The sequence below is a fragment of the Paenibacillus sp. HWE-109 genome, from assembly GCF_022163125.1.
Classification (GTDB): domain Bacteria; phylum Bacillota; class Bacilli; order Paenibacillales; family NBRC-103111; genus Paenibacillus_E.
The window spans coordinates 7,602,767-7,619,701 of the sequence record NZ_CP091881.1; the positions used below are offsets into that span (position 1 = coordinate 7,602,767).

A 16,935-nucleotide genomic window follows, 5' to 3' on the forward strand; every position below is an offset into this window, starting at 1 on the left:
AGCTGGGTGGAAATCCGCTATTATTTGCGGTGAAGTGGAAATTCCGACTCTGTTTATGGCCGTTAGGCAGATGGAAGCAGATTGGGTAATAAATTGTCTAATTATGTATATTCAAACCGACAAGCATATGATATGATGTCAGCATATTAGGCGTTTATTCATCGGTGGTTTCTCCCGATAAAGGCAAATCTAGCGAAAACTAGAGACGCAAAACTAAAGGGCCTTCCTTACTTCAACTAAGATGGCAGCCAGTTACCGAAAGGGGATTTTTTTGTGTTCAAAAAATCAATTCTAGCAGCTATCCTTCTATCGATCTTCTTGATGCTAGTACCTCAAGCGATATTTGCAGCTCCCTCTATTGTGGACCAAAGCGCATTGAGCAAAGGAATTATTTCAATCCATTATACAAGCCGTCCAGACACCAAGGTTCTCGTTCGGATCTCCAAGGAAAATGTGAAGTATGACTACACCTTTGAAGAAGGAGACCAGTACCCTCTGCAGCTTGGAAACGGTACCTATAAAGTGCTAGTCGGGGAGTCCATAGGGAACAACAAATATAAGGTAATTGCGCAAGAACAGATAGAGGTGAAGTTGGCAGATGAGAAGACAGTATTCCTTCAATCTATCCCGCTTATCGACTGGAGCGAAACATCGAAAGCTGTCGTAAAGGCCAAGAAACTAACGGCAGATAAGAAGACGGACATGGATAAATTAAAAGCCATCTACGCCTATATCACGACAAATTTTACGTATGATTACAAAAAGGCACAAACCGTAGCAGATACCTATATACCTGACTTGGACGAGGTTTACGAAGCTTCCCAGGGAATCTGTTATGACTTCGCAGCAACTTTTGCCGCGATGGCCAGAAGTGAAGGATTGCCGACCCGCCTTGTGATGGGCTATGAGGCCAGCTCGCCAGAGACGTATCATGCTTGGAACCAAGTGTTTCTAGCGGATCGGAACGAGTGGGTCACGATAGATACCACTTATGATGCTACACGTGTACAAGGTGGACAAGCAACGGACATGTTCAAAAACGCAGATGATTATCAAATAGTCAAAGTGTACTAACTAAATCAGAAGCCTGTGCTCAATTCATGAGCGCAGGCTTTTTTTGTTTTTTTGCGGCAGCAGAAAAAATAAATCCATTGATTTACAATACAACTTGTATCATATAATATTAATAATGATACAATTTGTTTCATATTCTATGTCTACAAGCAAATAGTCTATACCAAGCTTGAATCGTGAATGGAGGTATGAAAAAAATTATGTTAAAGAAAAAAACGAGTACACTGCTCATTGCCCTATTAATTTTTATGCAGAGTATTTACGGAGTAGGCTTTTTTGCGAAGGCGAGTGCGGCTGCGATTTCAAACAACATTATTGACAGTGTTACACTAGTTGTATATGACAGCTCAGGGCAAGTCGTCACAGGCAATGTTTATGAGCCGAATGCCAAGGTGCAGGTAGACTATGCGTGGTCGCTGCCGAACAGCCATGGGTATAAGGCTGGTGATACGTTTGCGTTCACACTGCCGCAGCAATTTTTACTTTATAATGATATCAGCGGTGGTTTGATGATGGGGCAGGAGCAATTAGGAACTTTCCATGTGGACCGGGCCAGCCATCAAGTGCTGATTACGTTTAATAATTACATTGAAAGTCATGATAATGTCCATGGCACGCTAACCTTCAAAACGCAATTGGATAAAAGCCAGCTTACGGAAAATACCGTGGTAACGATTACGATTCCGATTAAGACCGGCGAGCAAGTCTTCACCCTTCATCTCAGGCCGACCGTAACGTCAACGATTGAGAAGAGTGGCGTATCGTCAGGCATCAACTCCAAGAGTATCGATTGGACGATCGATGTGAATAAGATGCTGGACTCCGTTCAGAACGCAGTGGTCGTCGACGTTATTCCAGATGGCTTATCTGTTCCTGTTACTGTAGCTGTCTATGATCTGACCGTTAAGCTTGATGGTTCTGTTCTGCAAGGCGGGCTGCTGGATAGCAGCAAATATACAGTAAGTGCCAGCGGAGCAACACTTTCCGTTCATTTTACCGATAGTCCGATTCAAACGGCTTACCGCCTCCAGTTCAGCACACCAATCGTTGATTTGAATAAGGAGTCGTTCGTGAATAAAGCCACTTTCGGGGGCACCAATAAGCCGCCTGTGGAGGCGTCCGCGACGGTGCAGGTCTCGCTGGGCAGCGCTCTGGACAAAATCGCGGAGAGCTATGATCCCATTACACAAACGATCGGTTGGGCAATCAAATATAATTATAATGAGCGGACAATTCCACAGTCTGCGGCATTCCTGACAGACCTCTTCAACGATACGCATGAACTGGTCGCGGGATCCATGCATATCTATCCGGTTAAGCTAAATCCGACTGGTGGGGAGACGCTCGGCAATGAATTGCCGGGTGCGAGTTATACCGTGACACCAGAAGCTGCAGCAGGCAAAAATGGCTTCAAACTACAGTTTAACAGCAGCATTTCTTCCGCATATAAGATTGTATACACGACCAAGGCGATTAATCGAGTATATGACAATGTGACTATTACCAATCGGGTTATATCGGGCAGTGGATCAAGCGATTCCGCCTCACAAGCTGTTGAACAGCTAATCGCGACCAAGTATCCAGGAACAGCAGATTATCAAGCGAAAACCGTGGATTGGCATATACTCATCAACAAAGACAGCCAGTTGATGAACAATGTGGTTGTAACGGACACCTTTCCGAGTAAAGGCTTGCGTTTCGTGCCAGGGTCATTAGTCATCAAAAAGGGATCCGTTCTGATGCCCTCAACAGAGTACACGCTCAATAGCGCTGTTGCTCCTGACGAAGGCTTCACGGTTAAATTTTTGACGGCCATTGCAGATCCTATTTCAATTGATTACAAGACAGAATTTAATCTGGACTGGATCAGTCCGCTTGGGTCCACCAACAATTTCATTAACGCGGCCCAAATTGAATGGTCTAACAACCCTAGCGATTCACATATCAAGAAAGTGACATCCACATTTATTCCAAGGAATGAAGTGAAGAACAACGGATTTAAATTTGGTGCCTACAACGCAGCTTCCAAACAAATTACTTGGACCATAGGCATCAACTACAATGGCAAACCTCTTGAAACGGCTAGCCTGCAGGATACTATAGAGCCTAATCAGAAGCTTATCGACGGATCGGTTGCCGTGTATGCCATGACAATTCCGGCAAATGGAAGTCCAACCATGGGTGCGCCAGTTAGTCCAGCCTCCTATACGTACAGTTTGGTTGGCAATAAACTGATTGTTAAATTCCCGCAACCTTTCTCTAAGCCTTATTATGTTGTATTTAAAACCAGTGTACAGGGACAATTGGTTCACAGTACGATTTCCAATACTGCTCGATTATTTGTTGGGGAAACTCCGGTGTCAGGCAATCTGAGCGCCACGCTTACTATCCCGAATGGCGGCGAGTTTGTGAATAAAACCGGGGAGCAAAGCGGGGACAAAATTAACTGGACGATCTATATTAATCGCAGTCAATCCACGCTGTCTGAAGCCCGAATTGTCGATACGCCAACAACAAATCAAGTGCTGCTGCCAAATACATTCCATGTGTTTAAGGCAACAGCAGCTATCAACGGTAATTTAACCAAAGGTTCCGAGTTAGAAAAAGGGAAGGATTATACGGTAGTATTCAAAACGAATAATGACGGGAAGCCGATTTTTGAATTAAGCTTTGCTGAAACCATCTCGACAGCTTATATCTTGGAGTATCAATCTCTCATAACGGCAAATGACCACGATAAAATTTCCAATAATATCATTTTGAGTGGCAAAAATGTCAGTACGGTCATTGAAGAAAAGACGAAGGATATTATCGTGGGTGTATCGGGCGGGTCAGGAACAGGCGGAGGCGTCCGAAGCTCAATAACGGTCAAGAAGCTGGATTCAGTCAATAACGGCTTATTGCTGAGCGGCGCTACGTTTGATTTGTTCCGGAAATCCGGGGAATCCAAAACGTTAATTAACACGCTTACTACCGGTGAGACAGGGTTTGTAGTCTTTAAGGAATTGCTTGCAGGCGAATATACGGTGAAAGAGAAGACTGCTCCTACCGGCTACAATTTGAATTTGGAAGAGAATGCAGTGACTCTTCACTCCGGGGAAGAGTTTAACTTAAACGTGATAAACGTTAAAAAGTCGGATCCCCCAGATCCATCGGGTCCGGGAACAACCCCGAGCCCTACGGAGACACCGACTTCTACGCCGGTACCAACTAAACCCCCAATCACGGGGACAGGAGGAATCACGCCGACACCAACAGTAACACCTGCACCTACTCCAGCGCCGACAATAACGCCAACACCGACGCCAACACCATCGTCAGTTGATCCCAAGCCATCTACGGATTCGGATCCGCCTTTTGATGGCGATAATAATGTGCCTTTAGGTGGAATTCCACCTATAACGAAACAAGAAACACTCCCGACGACAGGGGAATCCAGTCATTTGTATGTCGAGTTAGCAGGTATCACTCTGATTCTTATAGGCTTGCTCTTAAGAAGACGGTTTACGAAGTAACAGCGGGAAATCAAGAGGCAGCTTGCCAGATAAACTGGTAGGCTGTCTTTTTATTTTCACGGGAACAACCCATGATTAGACTCTCTCTAAAATGGAAAAACTAGAAAGTAAAACTGCTAGAATGCAAATCAGAGTGTCAGGGAGGCAAATGAGATGATGATGCAGATTCTTTTAATCACAGACGGATGTTCAAATGTAGGGGTGAGTCCGGTCATAGCCGCGGCGCAAGCGCAGGGAGAAGGTGTGACCGTGAATGTGATTGGCGTTATCGATCACGGAGAGCTGGGGGTGCTAGGCTCAGAGGAGATTAAAGAGATCGCCGCTGCCGGAGGAGGGATGAGCCGAATTGTGAATTCGGGTCAACTTTCGCAAACCGTTCAGATGATGACGCGCAAAACCGTTACTACAACGATCCAGCATGCCGTAGGCAAAGAGTTACAGAGTATTCTAGGTGTAAATCAATTAGAGCAGCTGTCGCCTGACAAGCGGTCTCAGGTCGTTCAGGTGATCGATACGATGAGTGAAACGTCTTCCCTTCGTGTAGCGCTTCTAATAGATGCCAGTGCTAGTATGAAACCGAAACTTGCAGCAGTTCGTGAGGCGATTCATGATCTTCTATTGAGTCTTAGGGCGCGCAGTGGGAAGAGTGAATTAGCGGTTTTTCACTTCCCATCAACCAAAACAAGCGATCAGGAACTGGAAATGGATCTGAATTGGACGAATCAGCTTGCAAATTTAGACAAGATGTTCTATAAAATAAACATGAAGGGTACGACGCCGACAGGTCCTGCTATGCTGCAAACGCTGCAGTTCATGACGGAAAAACCTTTCTCACCAAAAACCGAGGATGGGATGCTGAGTGACTACGTGGTATGAGGATGCCTTCCGTCCAGGATCAGAAATCCGAGGGAAATGGAACGGCCGCGTCTATATGGTCGAACGTTTATTAGGTGCTGGTTCTAATGGGATTGTGGCTCTCGTACGTAGAGGGACTGGTAGATTTGCTCTGAAAGCAGGTCACGAAACCGTTGATCATCAATCTGAGATTAACTCGTTGCTGGCCATATCGCTGACGGAGACCTCGTTCAAGAATTTTTTAATCGATGCTGATGATATGACAGTGGGAGAGAAAGAAATTTCTTTCTACGTCATGCGTTATATTGAAGGAATGACCATTTCTGATTTTATACATAAGCGCGGACATGATTGGGTTTATGTCATCGGTACGAATCTGCTGCGCAAATTAACGGAATTGCATCGCAATGGCTATATATTCGGGGATTTGAAGATTGAGAATATGATTGTTTCGAATTATGGGGATGTGGATCTCATCGATTTTGGCGGAGTCACGTCCAAGGGAAGAGCGATTAAGCAATTAACGGAAGTCTACGATCGCGGCTTTTGGAACAAAGGAGAACGTATCGCAGAGGAAAGTTATGATTTGTTCTCTTTTGCTATTTTGCTGTTGAAATCGCTGGATCAGCGGAATCGGTTTACTGGATTAACGCAAACCCTGCCGCAAACCAGAGATTTGGAGCAACTAACCGCCATTATTCGTGAGAATGCAGTTGCTGCTCATATCGCGCCATTTCTGCATAAAGCATTGAACGGGGAGTTCCATACTTCCCAGGAAGCTTATCAATATTGGCGCTCACTGGTGTCAGGGAAGAAGATAGGGCCATTGACACTGAAGATGCCTTGGCTGAAAATATGCTTCGCTGCTTCGATTTTTATTTTTGGAGCAACCGTTTATATTTATTGGTAGAAAGGGAACACCATATGGAGCACGATCTAGTTGCGAGGGTAGAACAACGTATCAAAGAACAAAAGCTCGTCGCCCCAGGAGATGTCGTTGTCGTTGCGGTTTCAGGAGGACCTGATTCGGTAGCGCTGCTTCATGTCCTTTTTGTATTGGGGGAGAAGTACAGTTGGCAGTTGGTTGTCGCTCATGTTAATCATCAATTCCGAGGCGAGGAGTCGGATGCGGAAGCCGCTTTTGTCAACGAACTTGCTGCAAGCAAAGGACTTCCCTGCGAAGTTGGCGTTATTAATGTGCCGGCTTATATAGAAGAAACTGCTCTCAACGGGCAGGCAGCCGCGCGCGAGAAGCGTTATGAATTCCTGCATCTGGTAGCTGACAAATATGGCGCCAACCGTATCGCGCTAGCCCATCACGCCGACGATCAAGCGGAAACGGTCATGATGCGAATTCTTAGAGGGACGGGCCCCTCAGGGCTTACGGGCATGCCCGAACGAAGGCTTGAAAAAAAAGTGGAACTCATTCGACCTTTTCTACGTATATACAAAGCAGATATTGTGAACTATTGTGCTCAGCATGAAATGCTTTATTGTATGGATAGCAGCAATGAGCTGCGGAAGTATTTCCGCAATCAAATTCGTCTTGATGTGCTGCCGATGCTGAAGCCGTATAATGAACAACTTCCGGAATCACTGAATCGACTAACGGAGCTGATGCAAGCCGAGGATGATTATTTGGCCAGAGAGACCGAACGGGTTTTTCAGCGAATAACCGTGACTGGGCAAGCTAGTTACCGCTTAGAGCGAGGTGATTTCACCGAACTGCACCTTGCTTTACAAAGGCGTTTGATTAAATTAATATTAAACTGTCTTTGTTTGGGAATGGATCGCCTTGAATTTGGGCGAATTGAACGAATTCGCGAGTTGATTGTGCAGGACCAGGTTTCGAATCAAGTCTTACAGGTGGATGAAGAACTTTATATAGTGAGAGAATATGAAGCTATTCACTTTCAGACGATAGTGCCATCTCCGAAGTCATATGCGTATGAGATCGGTTTTGAGACAAGCGGACTGAGCCTGCCGGAAGTCGAAGCTAATCTGTACTGCTCCTGGATGTCTGTTCAATCCAATAACAATGTTGATCTTATCTCATCGGCAACGGATGTATATTTGGATCTGGATCAAATCCAATTGCCGCTCGTGGTCAGAAATCGACGGTCTGGAGATCGATTGGAACCACATGGTTTAAACGGGTCCAAAAAGGTAAAAGATATGTTCATTGATGCCAAAATGCCGCTAAGTCGGCGTGATGTCATCCCGTTACTGGTCGATGCTTCCGGGCAAATCCTCTGGATTGCTGGCTTTCGTAGGTCCAAACACGCATTGATTGGACCGGATACAGAACGTGTGCTTCATATGAAGCTCGTGCTGCAGTAACATGTGTAAATTTCGTTCTTCTAGAATGTAAATTTATAAGGATTCATAATATAATCTAGGGGGTTCATCCTTGTACAGCGACATTCAAGAAGTTCTTTACAGCGAAGAACAAATTCAAGGCAAAATCAAAGAACTAGGGGATCAGCTCTCGAGCGATTACGAAGGTAAGAACCCATTGGTCATTTGTGTACTCAAAGGCGCTTTTATTTTTATGGCTGACTTGGTCAAGCAAATCAGAGTGCCACTGGAACTTGATTTCATGGCTGTATCCAGCTATGGTCAATCCACCAAATCTTCCGGCGTTGTCAAGATCATCAAAGATCTGGACGTACCCGTGGAAGGGCGTCACATTATAATCGTGGAGGACATTATCGATAGCGGTTTAACGCTTAGTTATCTGATAGATGTGCTAGAACGACGCAATGCCAAGACAATCTCGGTCGTAGCGCTGTTTAACAAGCCGGCACGCCGAACCGTTGAGCTCGAGCCTGATTATGCAGGATACGTGCTTCCTGATGAGTTCGTAGTCGGATATGGCCTGGATTATGCAGAGAAATATCGCAACCTTCCATTTGTCGGCATATTGAAACCAGAGATCTACACTAGCTAATGTCATTTCCCGCAGGCCCGCCAATGCTGTTATGTTGTAGTGCTTTACCGGGATGTGGTAAAATAATAAAAGTGTGCCGTTCGAGAGGAGGCTAGGGATGAATCGAATTATCCGGAATACCGGTTTTTATTTACTTATATTTTTGGTAACCGTAGGTATCGTCCATTTCATCAGTACCCAGAATGAACAAAAGGAGTTAATTACTTACGACAAATTCCGCCAAGCGGTTGTTAACAAAAATGTGGAATCCGTCACGCTGAAGTTTGATGGATACACCTATTTGATTAAAGGTAAGTATATTAACCCGCCAAGTGGTGCTGATAAGAAGAGCTTTGAAACCCATGCCCCGTATGAGCCTTTGGTCGTTCAATTAATTGAAGCCAATGGCGTACCGCAAGAAACATACGAGACCATGGAACGGGATAGTGTATGGATTAGTTTCCTAACTTCCATTATTCCATTCGTCATTATCTTCATCTTGTTTTTCTTCCTGTTGAATCAGGCTCAAGGTGGCGGCGGGAAAGTAATGAACTTCGGCAAGAGCCGTGCCCGCTTATATAATGAAGAGAAGAAACGTGTCACGTTCGAGGATGTGGCAGGTGCAGATGAAGAGAAGCAAGAATTAATCGAGGTTGTTGAGTTCCTCAAGGATCCACGGAAATTCGCAGCTGTCGGTGCAAGAATTCCCAAAGGGGTTCTCTTGAATGGTCCTCCGGGAACAGGTAAAACATTGCTAGCAAGAGCAGTCGCTGGTGAAGCAGGCGTGCCGTTCTTCAGCATCTCCGGTTCTGATTTCGTTGAGATGTTCGTCGGTGTCGGCGCATCCCGTGTTCGTGACTTGTTCGAGAACGCGAAGAAGAACTCTCCTTGTATTATCTTTATCGATGAGATTGATGCGGTTGGTCGTCAACGTGGCGCAGGCTTAGGCGGCGGACATGATGAGCGTGAACAAACCTTGAATCAATTGCTTGTTGAGATGGATGGATTTGGCGCAAACGAAGGTATCATTATCGTAGCAGCAACGAACCGTCCTGACATTTTGGACCCGGCATTATTGCGTCCAGGCCGTTTCGACCGTCAAATTACGGTAGATCGTCCGGATATCAAAGGCCGCGAAGCGGTTCTGAAAGTACATGCTCGCAACAAACCACTTGCCAAAGACGTGAAGCTGGATTCTCTATCACGCTACACAACTGGATTCACAGGTGCTGATCTAGAAAATTTATTGAACGAAGCGGCGCTGATTGCTGCTCGTCGTAACCGTAAAGATATTTCCATGGCTGAGGTTGAGGAAGCTTTTGACCGTATCATTGTTGGTACGCAGAAGAAGAGCCGAATTATCAGCGATGCAGAGAAGCGCATTGTTGCTTATCATGAAGCCGGACACGCAATCATCGGATATTACGCCGAGAATGCCGATATGGTACACAAAGTTACGATCGTTCCGCGCGGACGCGCTGGCGGTTACGTGATGATGCTGCCCAAAGAAGGCGAAGATCGCATGATGCAGACGAAGAACGAATTGCTGGATAAAGTAACAGGACTCTTGGGTGGCCGCGTTTCCGAGGAATTATTCATCGGTGAAATCGGTACTGGGGCGTACAGTGACTTCCAGAAGGCAACGGGTATCGTTCGTCGCATGATTATGGAATACGGAATGAGCGACAAGCTCGGACCGATGCAATTCGGCAGTTCCCAAGGCCAAGTGTTCTTAGGACGCGATATCGGCCATGAACAGAACTATAGTGATGCTATTGCGTATGAAATTGATCAAGAGATGCAAAGCTTTATCCGCACCTGCTATGATCGTGCTCGCGCAATGCTGACTGAACATGCCGACCAAATTCATCTCGTAGCCAAAACGTTGCTTGAGAAAGAAACGTTGGACAAAGATGAGATCATTGCGCTTTTGGAGAAAGGCAGATTGAGTGACGGCACAGATGATGAAGAAGTCAAAGTGAACATTCAAGGTCAAAGCCAATCCAGTGACAGCAATAAATTAGAGTTCGACAAAGAGAAAGATCCGAACTCGGATCAATCCGAAGAGTAACAAGCAATAGCAACTCGTAAATCCGGTGTACACGTCAGGTGTACCCGGATTTTCTGGTTATTTCGGCCTTTTTGCGCATTGACAGGGGATGCGGGAATGTGTAAATTAGTTGTAAATCTCTAATTTTCTAAAGATTAGATCATACTACTTTTAGATAAGATAGTTAGTCCATTTTACGTCCCAGATAGGGGAGGAAGCATCCATGGAAGCTTTAGCATTGGAACGCAAGGCTGAACAGAACCGCGAACTCAAAGAACGGTTGCTGCAGCTGAAGAAAGAACGCAATGCCATTATACTTGCTCATTATTATCAGCGAGACGAAGTTCAAGAAGTTGCCGATTTCCGGGGGGATTCCTTTCTGCTAGCGCAAAAGGCGGCACAAACAGATGCAGATGTTATTGTGTTCTGTGGTGTTCATTTCATGGGAGAGAGCGCTAAGATATTAGCTCCCAACAAGACGGTTATCATTCCTGACGAACGTGCAGGCTGCCCTATGGCGGACATGGTGAATGTGGAAGGCTTGCGAGCTCTCAAGCGGCAGCATCCCAAGGCCAAAGTGGTTGCTTACATTAACACATCTGCTGATGTGAAATCAGAAACAGATATTTGCTGTACGTCAGCAAATGCCATCAATGTCATCAATTCCGTCGATTCGGATGAAATCATCTGGGTGCCGGATAAAAATTTGGGTGACTATGTATCAAAATTCACAAGCAAAAAAGTGATCATCTGGGAAGGCTATTGCAACACTCATGATATGCTGACCGTGAAGGATGTTGAGGAAATGAGAGCGCAGTATCCGAATGCGCAGTTCGTTGTCCATCCAGAATGCCGGCCAGAAGTCGTGAAATTGGGCGACTTCGTAGGCTCCACAACAGCGATCATTAAATATTGCAAAGAATCAGACTGCAAGGAATTCATCGTGGGAACGGAAGACGGTACTGGCTACCAACTTCGTATGGACAGCCCGGACAAACAGTTCCATTTTGCAACCAAATACTTGGTATGCCCGAACATGAAAGTAAACAATTTGAAGAAAATTGTAAAATGTCTTGAAACGATGCAGCCAGAAATCTACGTACCGGAAGATGTAGCTGATAAAGCTAGACTATCTCTGGAGCGTATGCTTCAAGTGAAATAATTTCTAAATCAAGACGGAATGACCATATAGAAAAGACCGCCTTTGACCAAGGATCCGGTCTTTTTCTGATAAGCCCCCCGTTTATGGCAACTGACGGAAGCGTTAGTTGTCATGACGGGGCAATACATGGCGGAGAACAGGTGAAACGGCCCAATGATTCCAAGATACCTCGTAGATGTAGATTTAGATTCCATTCCTCATGTACATACAGATGTTATTGTGATTGGTGCAGGCATTGCAGGATTGTTCACTGCAATCCGCGCTAGTGAAAATAAGAAAGTGCTGATGATTACGAAGAAATCGCTCCTCGACAGCAATACGCGCTACGCCCAAGGCGGCATTGCTGCGGTTATATCGGACGAGGATTCGCCGGAATATCATATGCAGGATACGCTGATTGCGGGAGCAGGGCTCTGTTCGCCAGAAGCTGTTGACGTGCTCGTTCACGAAGGTCCTAACGGCGTGCAGGACTTGATCAAGATGGGGACCCAGTTCGATTTGGAGAACGGGGAGTTCGCCTTGACCAAAGAGGGCGCGCATAGCCAGCGCCGTATCTTGCATGCGCATGGCGACGCCACAGGCGCTGAGATTGTACGAGCCTTGTCGGAACGCACGAAGCAAGATCCGAACATCGAAATCTGGGACGATCACTTCGTGATCGACCTGATCACACAAGACGGCGAGTGCTACGGCGCACTCGTCCAGAAGCCAGGCGGCCAGCGGGTGTTCGTCCGCGGCAACGCCACGATCCTGTGCTCCGGTGGAGCAGGGCAGCTGTTCCGCTACACCACGAACCCGGACATTGCCACCGGAGACGGCATTGCCATTGCGCATCGTGCCGGGGCGCAAATCCAGGATGTGGAATTCGTTCAATTCCACCCTACCGCGCTTTGCTACCCAGGCGCACCGCGCTTCCTCATCTCCGAGGCTGTGCGCGGCGAGGGCGCTTATCTGCGCAACATCAAAGGAGAGCGCTTCATGGAGCGGTATCACCAGCAGCTTGAGCTTGCGCCTAGAGATGTTGTTGCTCGCGCGATTGTCGATGAAATGGAAAATTGCCGATCGACTTTTGTTTACATTGATATTACGCACGAATCGGAAGAATTGATTAAACATCGGTTCCCTACGATTTACGAATATTGTTTGAATTATGGGCTTGATATGAGCACAGACTGGATTCCGGTTGCGCCGGCAGCGCATTATATGATGGGCGGCGTGAAGACGGATCTGCATGGCGAGACGGCGGTTCGACGACTCTTCGCTTGCGGCGAAGTGTCATCCACAGGCGTACATGGAGCTAACCGCTTGGCGAGCAACTCGCTGTCTGAGGCGATTGTTTTTGGGCGGAGAATCATTGAACGCATTCAGGAGCTTCCTCCACTGCAAGGAAACATCCAAATACGTGCTGAGGCTGAAGCGCCGAGAACTGAAATTTCCAGCCAAGCTGTAGTTGAGAAAAAGTTGAAGCTGCAGAAAGTTATGCTGCGTTATGCAGGACTCAAGCGATCAGCCAAAGGTTTGCAAAAAGGGTATGATGAATTGACCAGACAATTAGCCTTCTTCGATTCGATGATGTCGAAACGGGAAGATTACGAGTTTGCGAATTTATTGAACTGCTCCTTGCTTACGACAATAGCCGCTTTGGCGAGGGAAGAAAGCCGCGGTGGTCACTATCGGGAAGATTTCCCGGATCGAGATGATCAGATGTGGAAGAAGCATATTGTATTTAAGCGCGGGGAAGATAGGATTGAGGAGTGGATTTAAATGCTGGATTTAAATATGGAATTAATTCGTAAACATATTCGGCTTTGGCTGGAAGAAGATATTGGCACCGGCGACGTCACCACATTGACAACAATCCCTTTGGAACAGGTGTCCAAAGGGATTATCCACGTCAAAGAAGACGGAATTGTTTGCGGGCTGCGCATTGCCCAAGAAGTATTTGCAGTCGTAGATGCTTCGCTCCGTTTTGAAACAAAAGTGGCCGAAGGATCGTCTGTATTAAAAGGGACCATACTAGCAGAGGTGGAGGGAAATACGCGCAGTATTTTGCTCGGAGAACGCTTGAGCTTGAACCTTATGCAGAGAATGTCAGGTATTGCTACCAAGACGCGTGAATTCGTCAATGCCTTAGAAGGCATGCCTACCAGACTTGTGGATACGCGCAAAACGACGCCAGGACACAGACTTCTTGAGAAGTATGCCGTCCGTGTCGGAGGGGGTCATAATCACCGATTCGGTCTTTATGACGCTGTTATGATCAAAGATAATCATATTAAGGGTTCGGGCGGCATCACGCAAGCCGTTCAATCGGCACGACAACAAATTCCGCACACGATGAAAATTGAAGTCGAAGTCGAAGACTTTACCCAGCTTGAGGAAGCATTAGCAGCTGGAGCCGATATCATCATGTTGGATAATATGGTTCCGGCCAGGATGAAAGAAGCCGTTGCTATAATTAAAAGCAAAGCCCCGCATATTGTTGTAGAGGGATCAGGTTCCGTGTCCGTCCAGACCATTAAAGCGATGGCAGAATCAGGTGTTGATGTCATTTCGGTTGGCCGTTTAACCTATTCGGTTGCAGCGCTCGATATTTCACTAGACCTGAATGAACGGAAGGAGACAGCGCTATGATTCTCGTTATCGATGTAGGGAATACGAACATAGTGCTCGGACTCTATCAAGATCGCACGCTGCTGCATCACTGGCGGATCAGTACGAACCGTTCGGCGACAGTCGATGAATATGGGATGCAGTTGTATAGTTTGTTCCAACACTCGGGTATCCTTTTCAACGAGGTGGAAGGCGTTATTGTTTCATCCGTTGTCCCGCCGCTTATGGGTGTGATGGAGAACCTAAGCCTGCATTATTTGAAAAGAACGCCATTTATTGTAGGCCCAGGGATCAAAACAGGGCTCAATGTGCGTGTTGATAACCCCAAAGAGGTCGGTGCCGATCGCATTGTTAACGCGGTTGCAGCTCTTGAGCTCTACGGAGCGCCCTGCATTATTGTAGATTTCGGAACGGCAACTACGTACGATTATATTGATCCTGCCCAGCAGCTTGTTGGCTGCGCGATTGCTCCGGGAATTGGCATTTCTACCGAAGCCTTATATCAGAAGGCGGCGAAGTTGCCGCGCATTGAACTCGTCAAGCCTAAGAGCGTGGTCGGACGCAATACGGTAGCCGCCATGCAGGCGGGTATTGTTTATGGCTATGTAGGTCAAGTAGATGGGATTGTTGAACGCGTAAAGCAAGAGTTCAATGTCAATCCGACTGTCATCGCGACGGGTGGACTGGCGGAATTGATTTCAAGTGAGTCGCGTACGATACAAATTGTAAATCCTTTGCTCACTTTGCAAGGTTTGCAAATGATTTATGAGAAAAATGCATAAGCTGTTTAAGGAAAGGAACGTAACATGAGCGATTATTTAATTCGAGGAACGGCTCTCGGGGGCAGGGTTCGAGCGTTTGCGGTGCAAACGACCGTTCTCACCGAAGAACTCAGTCGGAGACACCAAACGACGCCGACAGCCACGGCTGCACTTGGACGGACAGCTGCGGCTGGCCTTTTAATTGGAGCCATGTTGAAGGGTGAGGAGAATCTCATCATTCAAGTGAAGGGCGAGGGGCCCATCGGTCAAATCGTCGTTGATGCCAACGCGAAGGGTGAGGTGCGTGGTTATGTAGATAACCCGCTGGTCGACCCGCCGCTCAAAGAGAATGGCAAGCTTGATGTAGCAGCCGCTGTAGGGACAGAAGGTTTTTTGTACATAACGAAAGATTTGGGATTGAAAGAGCCATACAAAGGCAGTGTTCCTCTCATCTCAGGGGAATTGGCGGAAGATTTCACCTACTACTTTGCAAAGTCGGAACAAACACCATCCGCCGTGGCGCTCGGCGTGCTGGTTAATACTGATCATTCTATCCTGGCCTCAGGCGGGTTCGTGATTCAATTGCTTCCAGGGTTAATGGACGAGGAGATCGCTGAAATTGAGGAAATGCTGGGTCGTACTCCTTCTTTCACCAGTATGTTGGGGGAAGGACTCAATTTAGAAGAGATTCTGCAAACGGTATTGCCTTCGTTCCAGTCATTGGATCAGATGGATGTCATGTTCCGCTGCAAATGCAGTCGTGAAAAGGTAGAGTCCACATTGATTTCTTTAGGGAAATCAGAATTGCAAGAGATTCTTGAAGACGAAGGATTCGCAGAAGTGGTGTGCCATTTCTGCAATGAAGCTTATCGCTATGAGGAAGATGATTTACAAAGAATGATCGATCTATAGACCACACAAGCACGATGGAAGTAAAGAGGGAGTCAGGATGCAGAACGTAAAACGATTGTGGGGAGCCATCATTGTGCTGGCTGTATGTAATCTCGTGCTCACATCCTTGCTGATCACCCATTCCATGAATCAAACAGAACCAAGTCAGCCTACAGAACCTGAACAGCAAGGTGAGCAGAAGAACGAGCGGGTAGTCGCCAAAATTGGGGATCGTGAAATAACCATAAAAGAACTGCATACGGCGTTGGAACGCCATTACGGGACGGAACTACTGGGTCAATTGTTGGATCGCGAAGTGATAAGTCTGGAAGGAAACGAGACGGGGACTGCGATAGGGAACGCGGAGATTAACCGTGAATTGAAGCGGATGCAGCAAGGATATGAGAGCGAAGAACAATTCTACGCATCTATGCAAAATCAGTTAGGACTGTCGAAGCAAGAAATCCAAGAGGATGTAACGAATAAGTTATTGCTTGAGAAGCTTGCAACGAGTCATGTCCATATTACCGATGCACAAGTAGATGAGTATATCAAGACACATGCGGATGAATTCAAACAAGCAACAGAGTACAACATCCTTCAGATTATCGTGTCCACCAAGGACCAAGCGAACAAAGTCATTGCGGAACTGGCTAAAGGGGAGAGCTTTGCAACCTTGGCCAGAGATCGCTCGCTCGATGATGCAACCAACAACACCGGTGGTGATTTGGGTTGGATCGAGGGAGATGATCCCTTTGTTGCTGCGCCCGTTCTGGAATCGGCTAAATTGCTGAAGGTAGGGGAAGTAAGCAAGCCTGTTAGTTTGCCACAGGGCTTCGCGATCGTGAAATTGAAGAACAAGCGAGAGAAAGTGAATCCGGAACAAGGCTTTATTCGGGAGAATGTGCGCAGGGAACTGGCTCTTCAGGAAGCCCCGCCATTGAAGGATTATGTGCTGCAGCTCCGCAACAAGTGGAAAGTGTCAATCATAGACCCGCAATTACGTTAACGCATTGTGAAAATATGGTTGACAACCTGTAAGCGCATTGATAAGATTAATGTATTAATACCGACTAATTAACTCG

General features: G+C 46.6%; 13 protein-coding genes and 1 riboswitch. All 13 genes read left to right on the forward strand.

All coding sequences use genetic code 11. The features are described 5' to 3' along the window. Positions 1–172: 172 nt before the first annotated feature. A riboswitch (cyclic di-GMP riboswitch) is annotated at positions 173–260 on the forward strand. Between the two features lie 13 nt (positions 261–273). Next, on the forward strand, positions 274–1,074 hold the full coding sequence (locus LOZ80_RS32640; protein ID WP_238168450.1) for a transglutaminase-like domain-containing protein: 801 nt from the start codon (positions 274–276) through the stop codon (positions 1,072–1,074). Between the two features lie 200 nt (positions 1,075–1,274). Then, positions 1,275–4,589, forward strand: a complete 3,315-nt coding sequence (locus LOZ80_RS32645) for a collagen binding domain-containing protein (RefSeq protein WP_238168451.1) — start codon at positions 1,275–1,277, stop codon at positions 4,587–4,589. 156 nt (positions 4,590–4,745) lie between these two features. Then, positions 4,746–5,465: a vWA domain-containing protein gene (locus tag LOZ80_RS32650; protein ID WP_238173182.1), complete on the forward strand. Its 720-nt coding sequence runs from the start codon at positions 4,746–4,748 to the stop codon at positions 5,463–5,465. Then, positions 5,449–6,354, forward strand: coding sequence for a protein kinase domain-containing protein (locus LOZ80_RS32655; protein ID WP_238168452.1), 906 nt, complete (start codon positions 5,449–5,451; stop codon positions 6,352–6,354). Before LOZ80_RS32650 ends, LOZ80_RS32655 begins: the two co-directional genes overlap by 17 nt. Before the next feature lie 14 nt (positions 6,355–6,368). Further along, positions 6,369–7,784 (forward strand): tRNA lysidine(34) synthetase TilS, encoded by a 1,416-nt coding sequence (tilS, locus tag LOZ80_RS32660; RefSeq protein ID WP_238168453.1) that lies wholly within the window; start codon positions 6,369–6,371, stop codon positions 7,782–7,784. Between the two features lie 70 nt (positions 7,785–7,854). Next, entirely contained in the window at positions 7,855–8,394 is a 540-nt protein-coding gene (gene hpt / locus LOZ80_RS32665; protein WP_238168454.1) for a hypoxanthine phosphoribosyltransferase, read from the forward strand. Between the two features lie 97 nt (positions 8,395–8,491). After that, positions 8,492–10,444, forward strand: a complete 1,953-nt coding sequence (gene ftsH / locus LOZ80_RS32670; protein ID WP_238168455.1) for an ATP-dependent zinc metalloprotease FtsH — start codon at positions 8,492–8,494, stop codon at positions 10,442–10,444. A 202-nt stretch (positions 10,445–10,646) separates the two neighbouring features. Next, complete coding sequence (gene nadA, locus LOZ80_RS32675) at positions 10,647–11,585, forward strand: quinolinate synthase NadA (protein ID WP_189017027.1); 939 nt, start codon at positions 10,647–10,649, stop codon at positions 11,583–11,585. Positions 11,586–11,738: 153 nt separating this feature from the next. Then, positions 11,739–13,349, forward strand: a complete 1,611-nt coding sequence (gene nadB / locus LOZ80_RS32680; RefSeq protein WP_238168456.1) for an L-aspartate oxidase — start codon at positions 11,739–11,741, stop codon at positions 13,347–13,349. Beyond that, positions 13,350–14,219 (forward strand): carboxylating nicotinate-nucleotide diphosphorylase, encoded by an 870-nt coding sequence (gene nadC, locus LOZ80_RS32685; RefSeq protein ID WP_238168457.1) that lies wholly within the window; start codon positions 13,350–13,352, stop codon positions 14,217–14,219. After that, positions 14,216–14,980 carry a type III pantothenate kinase gene (locus tag LOZ80_RS32690; RefSeq protein ID WP_238168458.1) on the forward strand — a complete coding sequence of 255 codons (765 nt, stop codon included), beginning with the start codon at positions 14,216–14,218 and terminating at the stop codon, positions 14,978–14,980. The genes nadC and LOZ80_RS32690 overlap by 4 nt, the downstream gene beginning before the upstream one ends. 24 nt (positions 14,981–15,004) lie before the next feature. Further along, a complete protein-coding gene (gene hslO / locus LOZ80_RS32695) occupies positions 15,005–15,871 on the forward strand; it encodes an Hsp33 family molecular chaperone HslO (RefSeq protein ID WP_238168459.1) in 867 nt (288 codons plus the stop codon). Positions 15,872–15,908: 37 nt separating this feature from the next. After that, positions 15,909–16,859 carry a peptidylprolyl isomerase gene (locus tag LOZ80_RS32700; protein WP_238168460.1) on the forward strand — a complete coding sequence of 317 codons (951 nt, stop codon included), beginning with the start codon at positions 15,909–15,911 and terminating at the stop codon, positions 16,857–16,859. The last annotated feature ends 76 nt before the right edge of the window (positions 16,860–16,935 follow it).

Coding starts and splice junctions, on each gene's coding strand:
- nadB (WP_238168456.1), top strand. CDS start 11,739: ATGATTCCAAGATACCTCGTAGATGTAGATTTAGATTCCATTCCTCAT.
- LOZ80_RS32645 (WP_238168451.1), top strand. CDS start 1,275: ATGTTAAAGAAAAAAACGAGTACACTGCTCATTGCCCTATTAATTTTT.
- nadA (WP_189017027.1), top strand. CDS start 10,647: ATGGAAGCTTTAGCATTGGAACGCAAGGCTGAACAGAACCGCGAACTC.
- LOZ80_RS32700 (WP_238168460.1), top strand. CDS start 15,909: ATGCAGAACGTAAAACGATTGTGGGGAGCCATCATTGTGCTGGCTGTA.
- ftsH (WP_238168455.1), top strand. CDS start 8,492: ATGAATCGAATTATCCGGAATACCGGTTTTTATTTACTTATATTTTTG.
- LOZ80_RS32690 (WP_238168458.1), top strand. CDS start 14,216: ATGATTCTCGTTATCGATGTAGGGAATACGAACATAGTGCTCGGACTC.
- LOZ80_RS32650 (WP_238173182.1), top strand. CDS start 4,746: ATGATGCAGATTCTTTTAATCACAGACGGATGTTCAAATGTAGGGGTG.
- tilS (WP_238168453.1), top strand. CDS start 6,369: ATGGAGCACGATCTAGTTGCGAGGGTAGAACAACGTATCAAAGAACAA.
- nadC (WP_238168457.1), top strand. CDS start 13,350: ATGCTGGATTTAAATATGGAATTAATTCGTAAACATATTCGGCTTTGG.
- hslO (WP_238168459.1), top strand. CDS start 15,005: ATGAGCGATTATTTAATTCGAGGAACGGCTCTCGGGGGCAGGGTTCGA.